Annotated in this window: 16 protein-coding genes; 11 read left to right on the top strand and 5 right to left on the bottom strand. The window is 70.8% G+C overall.

Features of this window, described 5'->3' with window-relative positions; all coding sequences use genetic code 11:
• The first annotated feature begins 91 nt into the window (after positions 1-91).
• From VHB92_RS14000 to VHB92_RS13980, 5 genes are all read left to right on the top strand, one after another.
• Positions 92-1,015, top strand: coding sequence for an SIS domain-containing protein (locus tag VHB92_RS14000; RefSeq protein ID WP_325454383.1), 924 nt, complete (start codon positions 92-94; stop codon positions 1,013-1,015).
• Complete coding sequence (locus tag VHB92_RS13995; protein WP_325454382.1) at positions 1,012-1,977, top strand: ROK family protein; 966 nt, start codon at positions 1,012-1,014, stop codon at positions 1,975-1,977. The genes VHB92_RS14000 and VHB92_RS13995 overlap by 4 nt, the downstream gene beginning before the upstream one ends.
• A complete protein-coding gene (locus tag VHB92_RS13990) occupies positions 1,974-2,867 on the top strand; it encodes a class II fructose-bisphosphate aldolase (protein ID WP_325454381.1) in 894 nt (297 codons plus the stop codon). The genes VHB92_RS13995 and VHB92_RS13990 overlap by 4 nt, the downstream gene beginning before the upstream one ends.
• Positions 2,864-3,649 carry a DeoR/GlpR family DNA-binding transcription regulator gene (locus tag VHB92_RS13985; protein WP_325454380.1) on the top strand — a complete coding sequence of 262 codons (786 nt, stop codon included), beginning with the start codon at positions 2,864-2,866 and terminating at the stop codon, positions 3,647-3,649. Before VHB92_RS13990 ends, VHB92_RS13985 begins: the two co-directional genes overlap by 4 nt.
• Before the next feature lie 428 nt (positions 3,650-4,077).
• Positions 4,078-6,204, top strand: a complete 2,127-nt coding sequence (locus VHB92_RS13980) for a sigma-70 family RNA polymerase sigma factor (RefSeq protein ID WP_325454379.1) — start codon at positions 4,078-4,080, stop codon at positions 6,202-6,204.
• Here the strand turns inward: VHB92_RS13980 and VHB92_RS13975 are convergent.
• A complete protein-coding gene (locus VHB92_RS13975) occupies positions 6,151-7,431 on the bottom strand; it encodes an MFS transporter (RefSeq protein ID WP_325454378.1) in 1,281 nt (426 codons plus the stop codon). The genes VHB92_RS13980 and VHB92_RS13975 overlap by 54 nt on opposite strands.
• 203 nt (positions 7,432-7,634) lie before the next feature.
• Here VHB92_RS13975 and purU point away from each other — a divergent pair, with 203 nt between their 5' ends.
• From purU to nagA, 3 genes are all read left to right on the top strand, one after another.
• Positions 7,635-8,498 (top strand): formyltetrahydrofolate deformylase, encoded by an 864-nt coding sequence (purU, locus tag VHB92_RS13970; RefSeq protein WP_325454377.1) that lies wholly within the window; start codon positions 7,635-7,637, stop codon positions 8,496-8,498.
• A 142-nt stretch (positions 8,499-8,640) separates the two neighbouring features.
• Complete coding sequence (locus VHB92_RS13965) at positions 8,641-9,003, top strand: YrdB family protein (protein ID WP_325454376.1); 363 nt, start codon at positions 8,641-8,643, stop codon at positions 9,001-9,003.
• Positions 9,000-10,154, top strand: coding sequence for an N-acetylglucosamine-6-phosphate deacetylase (gene nagA, locus VHB92_RS13960; protein ID WP_325454375.1), 1,155 nt, complete (start codon positions 9,000-9,002; stop codon positions 10,152-10,154). Before VHB92_RS13965 ends, nagA begins: the two co-directional genes overlap by 4 nt.
• Before the next feature lie 6 nt (positions 10,155-10,160).
• On the opposite strand, the gene nagB is transcribed toward nagA, so the two are convergent.
• From nagB to nagZ, 3 genes are all read right to left on the bottom strand, one after another.
• Positions 10,161-10,940, bottom strand: coding sequence for a glucosamine-6-phosphate deaminase (nagB, locus tag VHB92_RS13955; RefSeq protein WP_325454374.1), 780 nt, complete (start codon positions 10,938-10,940; stop codon positions 10,161-10,163).
• A 73-nt stretch (positions 10,941-11,013) separates the two neighbouring features.
• On the bottom strand, positions 11,014-11,967 hold the full coding sequence (locus VHB92_RS13950) for an ROK family protein (RefSeq protein WP_325454373.1): 954 nt from the start codon (positions 11,965-11,967) through the stop codon (positions 11,014-11,016).
• Positions 11,964-13,574 (bottom strand): beta-N-acetylhexosaminidase, encoded by a 1,611-nt coding sequence (nagZ, locus tag VHB92_RS13945; RefSeq protein WP_325454372.1) that lies wholly within the window; start codon positions 13,572-13,574, stop codon positions 11,964-11,966. Before nagZ ends, VHB92_RS13950 begins: the two co-directional genes overlap by 4 nt.
• A 293-nt stretch (positions 13,575-13,867) precedes the next feature.
• Here nagZ and VHB92_RS13940 point away from each other — a divergent pair, with 293 nt between their 5' ends.
• The 3 genes from VHB92_RS13940 to VHB92_RS13930 all read left to right on the top strand — a co-directional run bounded on the left by VHB92_RS13940 (position 13,868) and on the right by VHB92_RS13930 (position 16,764).
• Complete coding sequence (locus VHB92_RS13940) at positions 13,868-14,974, top strand: ROK family transcriptional regulator (protein WP_325454371.1); 1,107 nt, start codon at positions 13,868-13,870, stop codon at positions 14,972-14,974.
• A 181-nt stretch (positions 14,975-15,155) separates the two neighbouring features.
• Positions 15,156-15,923: an enoyl-CoA hydratase/isomerase family protein gene (locus tag VHB92_RS13935; protein WP_325454370.1), complete on the top strand. Its 768-nt coding sequence runs from the start codon at positions 15,156-15,158 to the stop codon at positions 15,921-15,923.
• A gap of 16 nt (positions 15,924-15,939) precedes the next feature.
• A complete protein-coding gene (locus VHB92_RS13930; RefSeq protein ID WP_325454369.1) occupies positions 15,940-16,764 on the top strand; it encodes an NAD(P)-dependent oxidoreductase in 825 nt (274 codons plus the stop codon).
• Between the two features lie 27 nt (positions 16,765-16,791).
• Here VHB92_RS13930 and VHB92_RS13925 read toward each other — a convergent pair.
• Positions 16,792-18,273 (bottom strand): beta-N-acetylhexosaminidase (locus VHB92_RS13925; protein ID WP_325454368.1); only part of this gene is annotated, 1,482 nt, incomplete at its 5' end.

The following is an 18,273-nucleotide window of genomic DNA, read 5'->3' as shown; positions in this document are numbered from 1 at the left end:
CGGAGATCGGCGGCCGGGGCAGCGCGAGCTCATTTTGACGATTGAAACTGCAGCTTTGACACGGCTTGCGATCATGAACGATCATGAAGGGATGAGCAACGACAACGCGAACATGCCCGGGGCAGACCTCGAAGCAGAGCTGACATCGCAGCCGGACGTGTGGGAACACGCCGTCTCCCTGACCCGCGAGCCGGCCCTGCTGCCTGCCGACGGACAGCGCATCGCCGTGGTCGGCTGCGGCACGTCGTGGTTCATGGCCCAGGCGTACGCCAGTCTGCGTGAGCGAGGCGGCAGGGGCGAGACGGATGCCTTCGCCGCGTCGGAGGCGCTCGTCGACCGCGACTACGACGCGATCGTCGCCATCACCCGCTCGGGCACCACGACGGAGGTTCTCGAACTGCTCGACGCCGTGCGATCGCACGCGCGTCGCGGCGGCGTGCGCACCGTCGGCATCGTGGGAGACCCGAACACGCCGCTCGTCGACCTGGTGGACGACGTCGTCGCGCTGCCGTTCGCGGACGAGCGCTCGGTGGTGCAGACGCGGTTCGCGACCAGCGCGCTCGCTTTGCTGCGCTCATCCCTCGGTCACGATCTGGCGCCTGTGATCGCGCAGGCCCGCGCCGTGCTGCATGACGAGCTGGACGACGAGCTGATAGAAGCGGAGCAGTACACGTTCCTCGGCACGGGCTTCAGCGTCGGAATCGCGCACGAGGCCGCGCTCAAGATGCGCGAGTCGTCGCAGTCGTGGACGGAGTCGTACCCGGCGAAGGAGTACCGCCACGGACCGATCGCGATCGCGGCGCCCGGCAGGGTCACGTGGGCGTTCGGCGAGCTGCCGGCCGGCATCCGGGCCGACACCGAGTCGACGGGCGCCCGTTTCGAGCACAACGAGATCGACGCCATGGCCGACCTCGTTCGACTGCACCGGGTCGCGCTCGAGCGCGCACGTCGGAAGGGCCTGGATCCCGACCGGCCGCGCAACCTGACCCGTTCCGTCATCCTGGACCCGCAATGAGCGAAGCCACCTCGATCGGCGCCGGCGCTGCCGTCGTGGCGTTCGACGTCGGCGGCACCGACATGAAGGCGGCGCTCGTCGACGAGGACGGGCGGCTGCGCGAGAAGCTGCGCGTGCCGACCCCGCTCGCCGAGGAGCTGACCGGGGAGCGCGTCGTCGAGGAGGCGGCGCGACTGGCGCGACTGCTCGCGGAACGGCATCCGGACGTGCACCCGGCAGCCGCCGGACTGCTCGTGCCCGGCCACGTCGACGACGTTCTCGGAATCGGCGTCTTCGCGGAGAACCTGGGCTGGCGGGACTTCCCGTTCCGCGACAGCGCGGAGGCAGCGCTCGGCGTCCCGGTCGGGTTCGGGCACGACGTGCGGGGCGCAGGAGAGGCCGAGCACCGGCTCGGTGCCGCGCGCGGGTTCGACGACGTTCTCGTCGTGACGATCGGAACGGGCATCGCCGCCGCCGTCTTCGTCGACGGCCGGCTGTACACCGGGGGCGGACTGGCGGGCGAGATCGGGCACGACCGGGTGGCCGACGGCCCACTCTGCGCGTGTGGCGGCCACGGGTGCCTCGAGGCGGTGGCCTCCGCCGCCGCCATCGCGCGCCGGTATGCCGCGCGCAGCGGTCGCACCGTCGCGGGCGCCAAGGAGGTGCTGGAACTCAAGAGGTCGGGCGACGCCAACGCGAACGCCGCCTGGGAGGGCGCTCTCGACGCGCTCGCACTCGGGTTCTCCCACGCCGTCGCACTGCTGGCGCCGCAGGCCATCGTGATCGGCGGCGGCCTCTCCGAAGCGGGCGACGAGCTGCTCGATCCGCTGCGGGAGCGGCTGGACGACGTACTGACGTTCCATCGGCGTCCGCTGCTGATCAGGGCGAGCATCGGCGCGGATGCCGGTCTGTACGGATCGGCGCTGACGGCGCGGGACGCGCTCCGCGCCGTCGCCACCGCGCGGATCGGAGGAGGACGATGACGCTGGCTCCGACAGCGGACCTCATCGCTCGCGCCGCGCAGGCCGGCGTCGGCATCGGCGCGTTCAACGTCATCCACCTCGAGACCGCGGAGGGGATCGTCTCCGCCGCCGAGCGGGCGGACCTGCCCGTCATCCTGCAGGTGTCGCAGAACTGCGTGACGTACCACGGCGGCCTCGACCCGATCGGGAGGGCGTGCCTGGAGCTGGCAGCCGAGTCATCTGCCGCCGTCGCCGTTCACCTGGACCACGCCGAAGACGCCGTGCTGGCTAGGCGCGCCGTCGACCTCGGGTTCGGCTCCGTCATGTTCGACGCCTCCCGGCTCGACTACGACGAGAACGTCGCGGCCACCGCCGCTGTCGCCGCGTACGCGCACGAGCGCGGGGTCGCCGTTGAAGCGGAGCTCGGCGAGATCGGCGGCAAGGACGGCGCGCATGCGCCCGGCGTCCGCACGGACCCCGACGAGGCGGCGGCCTTCGTCGCGGCGACGGGCGTGGATGCGCTGGCCGTGGCCGTCGGCTCGTCGCACGCGATGACGTCACGCGAGGCGTCCCTCGACCTCGCACTCATCGCGAGGGTGCACGCCACGTTGTCCGTGCCGCTCGTGCTGCACGGATCCTCCGGCGTGCCCGACGACACCATCGCAGCCGCGATCGCGGCCGGCATGACGAAGGTCAACGTGTCGACGCACCTCAACGGATTCTTCACGCGTGCGGTGCGCGAGTATCTCGACAGCCATCCGGATGTCGTCGACTCCCGCAAGTACGTCGCGGTCGGTCGCACGGCGCTGAGCGGCGAGGCCGAGCGGATGCTCCGGCTCTTCGCCCAGGCGGGCTCAGCCCAGACAGGCTCAGCAGAGGCGGGCGCGGCGCAGGCGGGCGGTGCCGCGTGAACCGCTCGGCACGGCTGCAGGCCGTGCTCGATCTGCTCGCGGAGACCGGTCAGATCGAGGTCGAGGACATCGTCAGGCGCCTCCAGGTCTCCCCCGCGACGGCCCGTCGCGACCTCGACGCACTGGCGTCGCAGCAGCTGCTCAGCCGCACCAGGGGCGGCGCGACCGGGCAGTCCGTCGCCTACGACCTGCCGCTGCGCTACAAGCGCGAGCAGCACGCCGAGCAGAAGCAGGCCATCGCCCAGGCCGCGAGCGCGCTTGTGCCCCGCGGAGCCGTCGTCGGCCTGTGCGGGGGCACCACGAGCACCGCCGTGGCCACCGCGCTCGGCACACGTCCCGATCTGGCCGAGCCGTCGTCTCGCCCCGTGCTCACCGTGGTGACCAACGCCATCAACATCGCGGCCCAACTCGTCATGCGTCCACAGATCAAGGTGGTCATGACAGGTGGCGTCGTGCAGCCCAGGTCGTACGAGCTGGTGGGCCCGTACACCGACTCCGTGCTCGGACAGATCGCGTTGGACTTCGCATTCATCGGGGTGAACGGCGTGGACCCGGTGTTCGGCCCGACGGTGCACGACGAGCACGAGGCCGCCGTGAACGCGCTCATGGCCGAACGCGCGGAACGTGCCGTGCTGGTCGCCGATGCGAGCAAGATCGGCCGCAGGGCGTTCGCCGCCGTCGGCGAGCCCGGCGCGTTCGACACGTTCATCACCGATGACGGCATCACCACGAAGCAGCTGCGCGACTTCGAAGACGGGGGCATGCGCGTCATCGTCGCGTAGCGATCTTCGGCTCCGCATCCGTGGCGCATCCGTGCCGCATCCGTGTCGCACCGGTCGCGGGGAGCGGTGCGGCGGGCGAGACACGAACGGGGCGGCCCGCCGGATGATCACCGGCGGCACCGCCCCAGCGCCGCGCTCCTGAACCCCCCACAGTTCACGCGGCATCCTGACCGATGCTCGGGTCGCAGCCAGGTCCGTCGCGTCGAAGCCGAATGAGACGCGACGGTGGTCCGTTTCACCTTCAGAGACGCATCACGGCGCGGATCATGACGCGCAACCAGCGGAGATTTCTCCGCGCGTCGCGGCGACCAGTTCCGGCGGGATCTCCCCGTGACAGGGCGAATTGCGCGCACGGGGACAGCACCCCAGAATCGAGTAGACCGCCCGTCCTCCCGCCCATCGTGGCTTCTCGCAAAGGCGACCAACGAATGGCACCGCACAGCTCCCCGCGCCGGCTCGAACGGTCCGGCGATGCCGAGTTGCTGCGCCTGACGAGAACCGGCGACATGGATGCCTATGCGCTGCTGTTCCACAGACACGCGTCGGCCGCGGCGTCCGTCGCCCGCTCCGTGACGAGCAGTTACGAGCCCGACGACCTCGTGTCCGAGGCGTACGTGCGCATCCTTCAGGCGCTGCAGTCGGGCAACGGACCCAAGGACACGTTCCGTCCGTACCTGTTCACGACCGTGCGCAACATCGCCGCTTCGTGGGGGCGATCCGGCAAGGATGCCGTTCCCGTCGGCCCCGAGGAGCTCGAGACCCTGGCGGTGCAGGAGGACTACTCGCTGGTCGCACTCGACAGGTCGCTGACGGCCCAGGCGTTCCGCTCGCTGCCACCGCGGTGGCAGGAGGCGCTGTGGTACAGCGAGATCGAAGGCATGCAGCCGGCCGAGCTCGCCCCGATCCTGGGCATGAGCGCCCAGGCCGCGGCCGCCTTGTGCTACCGCGCCCGCGAGGGCCTGCGGCAGGCGTGGATCCGCGCCCACCTCACCTCTGCCGATCTCGAGCCGGAGTGCGCGTGGACCGTCGAACACCTTCCTGCGCGCTCGCGCGGACGCCTCGGCAAACGCGACAGGGCGCGCGTGGAAGCCCATCTCGAGACGTGCGAGAAGTGCACGATGGCGGCCGCCGAGGCCGAAGAGACCGGGGCACGGCTCGCGCTCGTGCTGCTTCCGCTCCTCCTCGGCACGGGTGCCGCGACGATCTACGCCGCCACGCTGAAGAGCGGAGCTGCGACGGGAAGCGCCGCGGGAACGGTCGGCGCAGGGACCGCTGCGGGATCGTCAGGTGGCACGGGCGCCGGCGGAGGCGGCACTGCGGCAGGCACGAGCGCCGCCGGCGGCGGCACTGCGGCGAGCACGAGCGCCGCAGCGGCAAGCACCTCGGCGGGAACGGTGACCGCCGCCGGCGGCACCGCAGTCGCCGCCGGAGCGACGGCAGGTGGCCTGGGCGCGCTGTTCAGCGGCGCGAGCGGCGTCGTCCTCGGCGTCGCGGCTTCTCTGGTCATCGTCGGCGGTGCCGTCGCGGGCGTTCTCATCGCCACCTCTCCGGGACGCGGAGCGGATGCGTCTCCCGTCGCGATCGCCGACGGATCGTCAGGGGCGTCGCACGGCGGAGCATCCTCTGCTCACCGTTCGGCACCGACCTCCCCCTCGACACCGACGACGCCGACCGACGGCTCATCCGCGGACGGCACGGCAGGGTCGGACGCCGCTGCGCACGACGGGCCGCCGGCGGCATCCGATCGGCCAGACGGCTCCAGTGGCACGGCGCCCGGCGGATCCGCCGGTCCCGCCGGACCGACGCAGCCGGGGAGGCCGACCGGACCGACGGACCCCACCGGGCCGACGGACCCCGCGGGACCGGGCGGCCCCAGCGATCCGGTGCCGCCTGTTGCTCCCTCGATCGCGAGTATCGACACCGGCGGCGGACTCTATTACCCGATCGTGTCGGGCACGGCCGCGCCGGGCGCGACGATCACCGTCACGGGCGGCGGCGCGACGACGACGACGACGACCGACGCGACGGGCGCCTGGTCGGCGAGCCCGTTCGACGCCGAGCAGCACCAGGCCGCCGCGTCGCTGAAGGCGCTCTCTGCAGCGGCCGCGACGACCGATCAGCCGGACTCGTCCGACCCGTCGGACCAGACCGGCGAGTCCGACCCATCCGCCCCGTCCGACCTCGGTGTGCTCGCGCCGCCGGTGAGCGCACCTCCCGTCACGGTCTCGGGCACCATCGAGGTCACCCAGACCGTCGCGGGAGTGCGGTCGGAAGCGGCATCCGCCCCCTATTCCGTGACCGGGCCCCAGCTCAGTGTCGAACAACTGCTGTGGGACGAGTCGCCGATCGTGGCCGTGCATGTGCCCGAGGCGAATGCGACGGACTGCCAGATCCTCATCGATGGTGCGCCGACAGCCGAGCCGCTTTCACCTGGGGCGACGCGGTACGTGTTACTGCCGAGCTTCGGCACTCACACCATCTCCGCCAGGTACGAGGACGGCTCAGGCCGCCTCGGGCCCAGCACGCAGGTCACGATCACGGTCGATCTGCCCTGACCGAGTGCGAGAGCGAGCTGTCGCGGCGAACATGACGATCGCGATCACGAGGATGCCGAGCGCCGTCCACGGAACGGCATAGATGCCCCAGAGCGCGTAGATCGCGCCACCGATCACCGCCCCGCCGCCGATGCCGACGTTGAACGATGTGGTGTACAGGGCACTCGCCGTGTCACGGAACCGCGCGGACGCCGCATGCAGCAACTGGGTCTGCAGAAGGGGCGGCAGGCATCCGAACGCCAGCGCCCACAGCGCGAACGCGGCGATCGCGACGGGAGGAACGCCGGGCACGACCGCCAGCACGGCGACACCGACGGCCGTGAAGACCAGGCAGATCGCCGCAGAACGGGCTGGCTTGCGACCGAGCCAGGTGCCCACCAGCACGACGCCCACGGCGCCCATTAGCCCGCCCACGAACAGCATCGGGCCGACGGCGCCGGTTCCCAGGCCCATGGCGTCGGCCACGAACGGCGCGACATAGGCGTTCAGGGTGAAGCTGCCCAGCGTGGTCAGGCCGGTGAGCACGCAGACGACGATCACCGGACGGATGCTCGGATCCCTCCGCAGCGAGAACCCGCCCGTCACCGTGGACACGCCGCCCGTCATGACGGGAGCCGACGCCGCAGACGCCTTGGGCAGCATGGTGCCCACGACGATCGAGCCGACGACGAGCAGGCATCCGACGACGGCGAACGCGATGCGCCAGCCAACGGCATGGCCGAGGATCGTGGCCAGCGGAGCGCCGAGGATCAGGGCGAGCGACACCCCACCCGACGAGATGGAGACGGCGCGCGCCAGCTGGTGCGACGGCACGATGTGGCCGGCGTATGCGCCGGTGACGGCCCAGAACACGCCATGCGCCATGCCGCCCGTGATGCGCGCGATGACGGCGACGCCGTAGTTCGGCGAGACGGCCAGCAGCAGAGAGCTGAGACCGATCACGACTATGACGATCACGACGAGCAACCGGCGCGGGATGCGCCGGGTCAGCGCAGTCAACGGCGTCGCGGCGACCACGACCGTGAATGCGTAGACCGAGACGAGCATGCCCGTCTCCGGAGTGGTGGCGTGCAACCCTGCCGCGATCTCGGGCAGCAGCCCGGTCGGCAGCGTCTCGCTGGTGACCGCGAGGAACGCCGCTGCGGCGAGCGCGAGCATCCCTGTCCATGGGAAGGGCGCGGCATCCTTCCCATCTGCGGCGCCGACCGCTCCATCGTGCGACGACATGAGCGTGTCCTCCTTCGCTTCGTCGCTGTTCGCCCCAAACGGTGATGGCTCCGGGCGCGGCAGACGAAGCAGGGTCGTCGGATGCGTCGCGCACCGGCAACTCTAATCGATTCGATCGACGGATTCCGAACGCCTCGAGCGCGTCGGCCGGTGCCTTCGCCCGCGCGCCATGGGCACCCTGCGGGGTGCCATACCCTGGTGGGATGGATGCCGCCGCCTCCCTCCGCCACTGGGTGATCACGCTGATCTGCGCCGACCGCCCTGGCATCGTGCACGCGGTGAGCGGTGCTGTCGTCGAAGCACGGGGCAACATCACCGAGAGCCAGCAGTTCTCGAGCTCCGACACGGGCCGGTTCTTCATGCGGTTGCAGGTGGAGTCGCCCGCCGACCGCGAGGAGTTCGAGGCCGCCCTGGCGCCCGTGGTGCAGCAGTACGACATGACATGGACGCTCGACACGGTCGGCCGCCCGCTGCGCACGCTCGTGCTGGTCTCGACGGCCGCGCACTGCCTCAACGACCTGCTGTTCCGCCAGCGCGCCGGCCAGCTGCCCGTCGACATCCCTCTCGTGCTCTCCAACCACGGCACCCTGCGCGAGCTCGCCGGCTTCTACGGCGTGCCGTTCGACTCGCACCCTGTCACGGATGCCGCCAGCAAGGCCGCGTTCGAGGCGCGCGTGCTCGAAGAGGTCGAGCGGCACGACATCGAGCTGGTCGTGCTGGCCAGGTACATGCAGATCCTGTCCCCTGAGCTCTGCGCTGCGCTCAGCGGACGGTGCATCAACATCCACCATTCGTTCCTGCCCGGCTTCAAGGGCGCGAACCCCTACCGGCAGGCGCACGCCCGAGGCGTCAAGCTCATCGGCGCGACGGCACACTTCGTCACGAGCGACCTCGACGAGGGACCCATCATCGAGCAGAACGTGGTGCGAGTCGACCACAGCGCGTCGCCCAGCCAGCTGGTCGCCATCGGACAGGACGAAGAGAGCCGCACGCTCACGCAGGCCGTGAAGTGGTTCGCCGAAGACCGCATCCTGCTCGACGGCGCGCGGACCATCATCTTCCGCTGACGCGACCCCGGCACGATCTCGCCTCGATCGTCCACATCGCAGATCCCGATATCGTCGCTGTCGCTTCTCATCGACTCAATCGGCTCGGCCACCCGAGCAAGCTCGGCCGGCTCTCACCTCAATCGCCGATACCATGGAGGCGATGTCTGCGCAGAGTACCGAGCATGCGCGCGCCCCGATCGACTTCTGGGACGTGCTCCGCTTCGTCGTCGAACTGTTCGCCTTCGTGACGCTGGCGGTGTGGGGATTCATCGCCTGGACGTTCCCGCTCAACATCGTCGTGGGCATCGCCGCTCCGCTGCTCGCGATCGTGCTCTGGGCCGTGTTCCGGTCGCCGAAGGCGGTCATCCGCATCGACACGTTCGGCAAGGCGATCGTCGAGATCATCGTCATGACGGCAGCGGCGTTCGCGTGGTGGGATCTCGGTCAGCCGATCGTCGCGGTGGTGTTCGCGCTGGTCGCGCTGCTCAGCGGCATCATGAGTGGCCGCAAGGAACTCGCGTGAGCGCCGCGCGGGTCATCCACGGCGCTCGCAAGCTGGATGCCGACGGCCAGGTCGACGACTTCTGGCTCGCGACGCAGGGCGACCGCATCGTCGCCACCGGGAACGGGTCGGGATGGCGCGCCTTCGCCGACGACGCCGACGTGACGGATGCCGGCGGGCACTGGCTCACGCCCGGTTTCATCGACCTGCACTCGCACGGCGCAGGAGGATGCGCGTACGAAGGCAGCGTCGACGACATGCGCACCGCGCTGCGCACGCACAGGCAGCACGGCACCACGCGCTCGATCCTGAGCCTGGTCGCGAACCCCGTCGACGAGCTGCGCGTCAGCCTTGCGCGCATCGCCGAGCTGATGGAATCCGACCCGCTCGTGCTCGGATCCCATCTGGAGGGACCGTTCCTGAACCCGGAGCAGAAGGGCGCTCACAACGCGGCGTTCCTGCGCACGCCCGACGATCTCGAGGCCGTCGAGCAGCTGATCGCCGCCGCCCGTGGCACTCTGCGCCAGATCACCATCGCACCCGAGCTGCCTGGCGCTCTGGAGGCCATCGACGTGCTCGTCGAGGCCGGCGTCATCGTCGCCGTCGGCCACACCAATGCCACGGAGCAGCAGGCGAAGCTGGCGTTCGACCGCGGCGCCCGCGTGCTCACGCACGTGTTCAACGCCATGCCCGGCATCCACCACAGGGCGCCGGGGCCCATCATCGCGGCATTCGACGACCAGCGCGTGGCGATCGAGCTCATCCTCGACGGATTCCACGTGAAGCCCGAGGTGGCGCACCTCGCGTTCGTGCAGGCTCCCGAGCGCATCGCGCTGATCACCGACTCCATGGTGGCGGCAGGCATGCCGGATGGCGCGTACCACCTGGGCTCGCTCGCCGTCACGGTGACCGACGGCCACGTGCTGCTCACCGGGACGAACCAGATCGCCGGATCGACGCTCACCCAGGACGTCGCGCTGCGGATCGCGATCCTTCAGACGCGGATCGCTCCGGCCGACGCGGTGGCCGCCCTCACGCTCACGCCGGCCAAGGTGCTCGGGCGCGAGCACGAACTGGGCCGCCTGGCCGCCGGATACCTGGCCGACGTGGTGCTCCTCGACCACGACTGGAACGTGCGCAGCGTGTGGGCCGACGGAGCGACGCTGGTCTGAATCGCGCTACAGCTGCCAGGCCGGCTTGTTGTCGTAGGTGTACTTGTAGTAGTCGGCCAGGCGCAGCTTGCTCGCCGCTGCCTCGTCCACGATCACCGTGGCGTGCTCATGGAACTGCAGGATCGAGGCGGGGCACATGCTCGAGACCGGTCCCTCCACGGCCGCGGCGATGGCATCCGCCTTGCCCTCGCCCTGCGCGACCAGCACGAGGCGTCGCGCGCCCATGATGGTGCCGAGTCCCTGGGTCACGCAATGCGTCGGCACGTCATCGGCCGAGTCGAAGAACCGGGCGTTGTCTGCACGGGTCTTCGGCGCCAGCGTCTTGATGCGGGTGCGCGACGCGAACGACGACGTGGGCTCGTTGAAGCCGATGTGCCCGTTGGCGCCGATGCCGAGGATCTGGATGTCGATGCCACCGGCATCCGCGATCGCCTGCTCGTAGTCGCGGCAGGCCACCTCGATGTCGACGGAGCGCCCGTCGGGCACCTGGACGAGCGCCGGGTCCATGCGCAGCGGCTCGACCACCTCCGTGCGGATGACCGACGCGTAGCTCTGCGGATGGTCCTCGGGAATGCCGACGTACTCGTCGAGCGCGAACCCGCGCACTCCGTCGAAGCTCAGCGTGCCGGCGGCCACGCGCTCCGCGAGGCTCGTGTAGATCGCCAGCGGCGACGACCCTGTGGCCAAGCCGATGGTGGCGCGCGGCTTCGAGTCGATGACCCGCTCGATGAGGTCGGCCGCCAGCACCCCGACTTCGTCCGCCGTCTGCTTGATCACGACTTCCACGCGTGCCTCCTGAGGTCTTGTGCGTCTGTTCCAGTCTTGCCGACCCGAGCGGCCGGTTCCACCACGGTCGGCGTCACCGCTCTTCAGCGGCCGCGGCCGCGGATGGCGCAGACGGCCGGGATGCCGTCCCCGCTGCCGCGCCGACGAGCGCGGCTCCGACCGCCGCGGCCGGCACCTCGGCCGGCAGCATTCGCACGCGTTCCGGCAGGCCGAGCGAGGCGATGAACGGCGAGTCCTCGCCCCACTGCGTCATCACGTCCGTCATGGCCGCGAGCAGCCGGTCGCCGAGATTGCTCAGACCGCCGCCGATGACCACCGTCTGCACGTCGACCGTGAGCACGAGCACCCGTACACCGGAGGCCGCTCCTGCGGCGACGGCGCGCCGCACCTCGATCGCCGCCTGGTCGCCGGCATCCGCGGCGTCGAAGAGCTCGAGCGCCGGCAACGGCGCCTGCGACGGCCACAGGCGGGCAACGGCCCTGCCGGACGCGAACGTCTCGATGCAGCCGTACTGGCCGCAGCCGCAGCGCACTCCCGACGGATCGATGGGGATGTGGCCCACCTCGCCTGCGCCGCCGCCCGGCCCTCGCCACAGCGTGCCGTCCATCACGATCCCGGCGGCGACGCCCGTGCCGAGATTCAGCAGCGCGGCCGTACCGGTCAGGCCGAGGAGGCTGTACGCGCCGAGCGCTGCGGCCTTCACGTCGTTCTCCAGCCGCACGGGAGCACTGACCCTGCCGCTCAGGAGCTCCGCGAGGGCGAGATCGGTCACACCCAGGTTCACCGCGTGCCGCACGTGCCCGGTCGCCGGATCCACCATGCCGGGGATGCCGACGCCGATCGACGTCACGTCGCCGAGGTCGAGGCCGTCGCGCTCGACGACCTCGCACACCGCCAGCTCGGCCGAGTCGAGCAGCGCGTTCGGTCCCATTCCGGTCGCCACCCGCACCCGGGAGCGCACGGCGTCGTCGGCATCGAGCACGACCGCGTCGATCTTCGTTCCCCCGATGTCGAGGCCGAGCCTCATGCGTCGCTCCCGTCCAGCAGAAGCGCGATGAGCGCTCGCCCGACGAGCCGGGACGCGCCGAACGTGGCGACATCCGCGTACTCGCGTGCGTCCGACGGCCAGCCCATGTCGACGACGAGCGTCGGGCGAGCAGCGCGGAGCGCGTCGATGGTCGCTCTGGCGAACGGATGCCTGTGCACCGCCTTGCCGATCACGACCACTCCCCGATCGTCCGGCACGCCATCCAGGATGGCCGCCACGCGGGCGTCGAGGTCGCCGCCCGAGGCATCCGCCTCGGACACCACGAACTGCGGATGCCGCGACCACGCCACCGAGTCGCCGGCGGCGGGTTCCGCGCTCGCCTGGGCGAACGGTCCCCACGGAGCGACGCCGACCGCGATGTTCGCCTCGGTCTCGAGGCGCACCACGGCGAACGGGCCCCGCGCCGCGGCCAGTGCGGAGAGCGCGCCCGGCCGCACGTCGAAGGAGCGGCGCACGTCGTCCACGCTCACCGACGCCGGGGTGCTCCCGCCGGGCGCTGCCTCAGAATGCGAGGCCGCACGTGCCGCTATCGAGCGCGCGGCCATCGCGCGGACACGGCTCGCGGCATCCGCCACCCGCTCCGCGCTCAGCCTTCCGGAGTCGATGGCATCGTCCACGGCGCCGACGATCTCGTCGATCAGCTGGTCCGGCGTGTCTGTGCCCAGGCAGAGCAGGTCGCATCCCGCCGCGAGTGCCCGGACGGCGGCCTCGGAGATGCCGGTCTCGCCGCTGGCGCCCTTCATGTCGAGCGCGTCGGTCACGATGACGCCCTCGAAGCCCAGCTCGCCGCGAAGCAGCTGGGTGAGGATGCGCGACGAGAACGTCGCGGGAGTGCCGGCGTCGACTCGAGGGAGCACGATGTGCGAGGTCATGATGGCGGCGACGCCCGCCTCGATGGCCGCGCGGAACGGAACGAGCTCTCGTTCGCGCAGCTCGTCCAGCGACCTGTCGATGACCGGCAGCGCCAGATGCGAGTCGAGCGCGGTGTCTCCGTGGCCGGGAAAGTGCTTGGCGCAGGCCGCGATGCCGGTGGACTGGATGCCCGTCGTCCAGGCGGCCCCGTGCCGGGCCACAAGTGCGGCATCCGCTCCGAAGCTGCGCACCCCGATCACCGGGTTGTCGGGATTGGAGTTCACGTCGACCACAGGGGCGAAGTCGAGCGTGCACGACGTGCGGCGCAGCGTCCATCCCACCTCCGTGCCCACCCGCCCGGTGACCTCGAGCTCGTCGATCCTGCCGAGCACGGCGTTGCCCGGGTAGGGAGAGCCGTCAGCGTAGTTCAGGCGCGTGACGTCGCCGCCCTCCTCATCGATGGCGATGACGGCGAGCGGCGAGGCGGTCAGGATGTCGTCGTTCAGCTCCTCGAGCTGGCTCTCCGAGACGATGTTCGGCCCGAACACGCACACGCCGCCGAGCCCCGCGGTCAGGCGCCTGCGCAGGGAGTCGGGCAGCCGGGTGCCCATGAAGCCGGGAAGGAGGGTGGCGGCGATGGCGCGGGCGCGGGCATCCGGGTCGGCCATGTCGATGGATGCGACGGCCTCGTCGAGCATCGCCGGTGCCTGCCGAGGCGCCTGGGGATCTGGCATATTTGTAAGTAAAGCTTACGAACGCGGCGGGCCGCAAATGATCCGGCAGCGGGCAGATGTCGCTGCTGGACGGCGCGCCGCGCGCTCAGGGGTGAGAAGGTGACCGGAGGGCCGCGCGCGGCGGAGCACCGGACTTGACACCATGGGGAGAGCGCCGCTTCACTGACGAACCGTCGGCACGACGGCGACGTCGACCGCGACGAGACCCCGACGACGGAGGCGGGAGCCGGTGCGCGGTGAAAGGGCAGGCCGGCGAGACCCGGGGGACGGCGCAGAGAGGCACGGAGACGAGCATGGTGCGGTTGCGCGTGACGACGAAGGCGTTACCCGAGCACAACAGGCGTCACAACCGCTCGCTTCTGTTGCAGACGCTGCTGCACGACGGCCCGATGAGTCGTGCCGATCTTGCGCGCGAGTCGGGTCTCACCAGGGTCACCGTCTCGGACCTCGTGAACGAGCTCGCCTCTGAGGGGCTGATCAGCGAGCTCGGGCCCCGGCCGAGCCCGCGCATCGGCAAGCCGGCGACGCTCATCGGGCTGAACGAGAACGCGTATCACGTCGTGTCGCTCGATCTGTCCGGCGACGATCGGTTCGTGGGCGCCATCGTCGACCTGCGGGGCACCATCGTGCAGAGAGCGCACGCCGAGCTCGGTGGCGCCGGCGGGGCCGATGCCGTCGAGCTCGCGCTCCGCCTGGCATCCGAGCTCGTCGCACGGTCGACCGTGCGCCTGCTCGGCATCGGCGTCGGTACGCCCGGCGTCGTCGCTGACGGCGTCGTCGTCTCGGCGCCGAACCTCGGTTGGGCCGGTCTCGATCTCGCTGCCGCGTTCCGCCGGGAGTTCGATGTGCCCGTGCACGTGGGCAACGATGCGAACGCGGCGGCGCTGGCCATGCGCACGTTCCGCGACACGACCTCGAGCTTCCTCCTCGTCGAGATCGAGAACGGGGTCGGCGCCGGCCTCGTGATCGGCGACACGCTCGTGGAGGGCAAGGGTTCGTCGGCGGGCGAGATCGGCCACCTCGTCGTCGACGAGAACGGGGAGCGCTGCGCGTGCGGACGCAACGGATGCCTCGAGCAGGTCGTCGCCGTCCCCCACCTGCGCGCCCGGCTCGCCGCAGCCGGCGCTGACAGGCGGGCAGGCGTGCTGACGGATGCCGGCCGCTCGCTCGGACTCGCGCTCGCACCCATCGTCGCCACGCTCGGACTCGACGATGTCGTGCTCGCCGGACCGGCCGACCTCCTCGACGGACCGTTCCTCACCGCAGTGCTCGAGACCGTGCGATCGCGCACGCTGGCCACAGCCGGCGGACCGCGCATCGTCGTCGAGAACGACAGTCACGACCTGGTGGTGCTCGGCGCGGCGGTGCTCGTGCTCTCGTCGGAGCTCGGCGTCGCCTGAGCCGGTGGGCGGCAACCCCTTCGGCAGGCGGCCACGCGCGGATGCCTACAACAGCAGGCCGCAGCCGCGCGATCCGATGTGTGGTCGCCGTGCATCCGCCGCCGTGCGGCATCCGGGTGGGAGTAGGTTGCTGGCGTCGGTCGCGGCCGCGACCGTTGCCCTCCGAGCCCAGGCGGACATCATGAGCGACACCATCCTTTTCGAGGTATCCGACGGTCTTGCGCACCTCACGCTGAACCGGCCGGAGCGGCTGAACGCCATCGACGGCGAGGCCGCCCACCGCTGGCGCGACCTCGCGATCCAGGTGGCCGAGCGCGACGACATCCGCGCCGTGCTGTTCGACGCCGCCGGGTCCGCGTTCTGCGCGGGAGGCGACGTGGCCGCGATGGCCACGACGGGAGGCGACGGCTCCGTGGTCGCCGGGCTCGCCGACGTCATCCACGAGGGGCACCGCATCTTCAGCGAGACCCCGAAGCCCATCGTCGGCGCGGTGCATGGCGCCGTCGCGGGCGGCGGCCTCGGATTCATGCTCGTCGCCGACTACGTGGTGGCGTCGGAGGCGGCCTTCTTCGTCTCCAAGTACGCCGACATCGGCCTCACGCCCGACTGCGGCGTGAGCACGTTGCTGCCGCAGGCCATCGGCGTGCGCCGGGCGCTGCAGCTGCTGCTCACCGACCGTTCCCTCACGGCCGTCGAGGGACTCGAGTGGGGTCTCGTGGCCGAGGTGGTTCCGGCCGACGATCTGAGAGACCGCGCTCGCCACATCGCCGAGCACTGGCTCGCGGGAGCCACCGGCGCGTACGGTCAGGCGAAGCGCCTGGTGCGAGCCGGCGTCGGCCGCAGCTACCAGGACGGGCTCGATGACGAGGCCCGAACCATCGGGGCCGCGTTCGAGACACCGGATGCCCGAGCCCGCGTCGCCGCCTTTCTCGCCCGCTCCGCCCGCTGACCGAAGGACTCCCCCGATGACCGATCTGCAAGGACGCACCATCCTCATGTCCGGCGGAAGCCGCGGCATCGGCCTCGCGATCGCCGTTCGCGCCGCCCGCGACGGAGCGAACGTCGTGCTGCTGGCGAAGACCGACACTCCGCATCCTCGTCTGCCCGGCACCATCCACACGGCGGCGGACGACATCCGCGCCGCGGGCGGCCAGGCGCTCGCCGTCGTCGGCGACGTGCGCGAGGACGCCGACATCGCGCGCGCCGTCGACTCCGCCGTCTCGGAGTTCGGCGGCATCGACATCGTTGTGAACAACGCCAGCGTCATCGACCTCTCGCGCACGCTGGACCTCCAGCCCAAGCGTTACGACCTGATGCAGGACGTCAACGTGCGAGGAACGTTCATGCTGTCGCGGGCCGCGATTCCGCAGCTGAGGAAGGCGGCCAACCCGCACATCCTCTCGCTCAGCCCGCCCGTCGGCCTGGAGCCGAAGTGGCTGGGCGCCCACACCGGGTACACGCTGGCGAAGTACGGCATGAGCATGGTCACGCTCGGACTCGCCGCCGAGTTCGCTCGCGACGGCATCGCGGCCAACACGCTGTGGCCGCGCACGACCATCAAGACGGCCGCGGTCGGCAACATCCTCGGCGGCGAGGCGCTGCTGGCCAAGAGCCGCACGCCCGAGATCTACGCGGATGCCGCGTACGAGGTGCTGACGAAGCCGGCGCGCGACTACACCGGCCGTTCGCTCATCGTGGAGGACGTGCTCGCCGAGGCGGGCGTCACCGACCTCGCCAAGTACTCCCCCGGCGTGCCGGAGAGCGAGCTGTTCCCCGACATCTTCCTGTAGACCGGTCGGGCGATCGCCGCCGCCGGCTTACGGGTTCCTGCTGGCGATGCGTTCCGTGAGCGGCGCGAAGTAGGCGGCCCGCTGCTGCGGTGTCACCGTGCGCCCGGTCACGCCGGGGCGCTGCTGCCACGGCAGAGGCCCCGACGATCTGCGGTACTCGACGCCGATGGCATCCAGGCGCAGCAGATGCGGCTCGAGCCGGTAGAGGAAGTCGTCGTAGTCGCGCTCGCCGTCGAGCCACAGGACCTCGGCGAGCGCGCACATCCTGGGGAACGCGAAGTAGTCCACGGTGCGCGGGGAGTCCATGTGCTCGGTCCAGATGTTGCCCTGACCGCCGAGTACATGCGCGGCCTCCTCCGGCGTCAGCTCGAACGGCACGGGGTCGAACCGGTACACGTCCGCGATGGTGAGCACGGTGCCGACCGGGATGGGCTCGTCCGTGCGATCGGACTGCCGGTAGTCGAGGTACGCCTGGTCGTCGGGGCACGCGACGACGTCGTGCCCGGACCGCGCAGCGGCGATGGCGCCCTCCATGCCGCGCCAGGATGCGACGGTGGCGCCCTGGCTCACGGTGCCGGCGAGCCCGCCCTCCAGGATCTCCTCCCACCCGTACAGCCGACGGCCGCGACGGGCGAGATGGTCGTCGAGACGTCGGATGAACCACGCCTGCAGCTCCTCCTCCGTCGAAAGCCCGAGCTCCGCCTTGCGCTGCTGGGTGCGCTGATCGAGGAGCCAGCCCGTCTTCGGACACTCGTCGCCTCCCACGCCGATGAACGGCGACGGGAAGATCTCGATGACCTCGTCGAGCACGTTGGTGAAGAACTCGACGGTGGAGTCCTCCAGGTTGATGACGTTGTCGTTGATGCCCCACCGCGTCCACACGCCGAGCGGCTCGCTCTCCTCGCGAGCGAGGCCCAACTCGGGGTAGGCCGCGATGGCCGCCTGCGTGTGGCCGGGCGACTCGATCTCCGGGATGACGTTGATCGCCCTGTCCATCGCGTAGCTGACGATCTCGCGCAGGTCGTCCTGCGTGTAGAAACCGCCGTGCGGCCGGGAATCCCCTCGCGAATACGACGCCGCGCCGAGCTGGCTCTCCCGCCGCCAGGAGCCCACCTCGGTCAGCTTCGGGTATCGCTTGATCTCCACGCGCCAGCCCTGGTCGTCGGTGAGATGCAGGTGCAGCGTGTTGAACCGGTGCATGGCCATGAGGTCGATGAAGCGCAGCAGATCATGCTTGGGCATGAAGTGCCGAGCGACGTCGAGCATGATGCCCCGCCATGCGAAGCGCGGCGCGTCGTGGATGCTCACCACGGGTGCGACCCATCGCACGCCGAGCACGCGGCCCTTGCGATAGATCTCGGGCGGAAGCAGCTGCAGCAGCGACTGGCATCCGTAGAACACGCCGGCGGGTCCGCCGCCTGCGATGTGGACGCCGTCCGTCGTCACCTCGAGCGTGTATCCCTCAGGCGAGAGCTGGGGGTTCCACTCCAGCTCGATGCCGCCGTCCGG

Origin of the sequence: Humibacter sp. (genome assembly GCF_035547335.1) — a bacterium.
GTDB lineage: Bacteria > Actinomycetota > Actinomycetes > Actinomycetales > Microbacteriaceae > Humibacter.
The sequence above is the reverse complement of the archived record's forward strand: the minus strand, read 5'-3'. Positions and strand labels throughout refer to the sequence as shown.

Excerpts from the sequence above, each read along its gene's own strand:
- VHB92_RS13935 (WP_325454370.1), top strand. The coding sequence starts at position 15,156 with ATGAGCGACACCATCCTTTTCGAGGTATCCGACGGTCTTGCGCACCTC.
- VHB92_RS13965 (WP_325454376.1), top strand. The coding sequence starts at position 8,641 with ATGTCTGCGCAGAGTACCGAGCATGCGCGCGCCCCGATCGACTTCTGG.
- VHB92_RS13990 (WP_325454381.1), top strand. The coding sequence starts at position 1,974 with ATGACGCTGGCTCCGACAGCGGACCTCATCGCTCGCGCCGCGCAGGCC.
- VHB92_RS13995 (WP_325454382.1), top strand. The coding sequence starts at position 1,012 with ATGAGCGAAGCCACCTCGATCGGCGCCGGCGCTGCCGTCGTGGCGTTC.
- purU (WP_325454377.1), top strand. The coding sequence starts at position 7,635 with ATGGATGCCGCCGCCTCCCTCCGCCACTGGGTGATCACGCTGATCTGC.
- VHB92_RS13950 (WP_325454373.1), bottom strand. The coding sequence starts at position 11,967 with ATGAGGCTCGGCCTCGACATCGGGGGAACGAAGATCGACGCGGTCGTG.
- VHB92_RS13930 (WP_325454369.1), top strand. The coding sequence starts at position 15,940 with ATGACCGATCTGCAAGGACGCACCATCCTCATGTCCGGCGGAAGCCGC.
- nagZ (WP_325454372.1), bottom strand. The coding sequence starts at position 13,574 with ATGCCAGATCCCCAGGCGCCTCGGCAGGCACCGGCGATGCTCGACGAG.
- VHB92_RS14000 (WP_325454383.1), top strand. The coding sequence starts at position 92 with ATGAGCAACGACAACGCGAACATGCCCGGGGCAGACCTCGAAGCAGAG.
- VHB92_RS13980 (WP_325454379.1), top strand. The coding sequence starts at position 4,078 with ATGGCACCGCACAGCTCCCCGCGCCGGCTCGAACGGTCCGGCGATGCC.
- VHB92_RS13975 (WP_325454378.1), bottom strand. The coding sequence starts at position 7,431 with ATGTCGTCGCACGATGGAGCGGTCGGCGCCGCAGATGGGAAGGATGCC.
- VHB92_RS13940 (WP_325454371.1), top strand. The coding sequence starts at position 13,868 with ATGGTGCGGTTGCGCGTGACGACGAAGGCGTTACCCGAGCACAACAGG.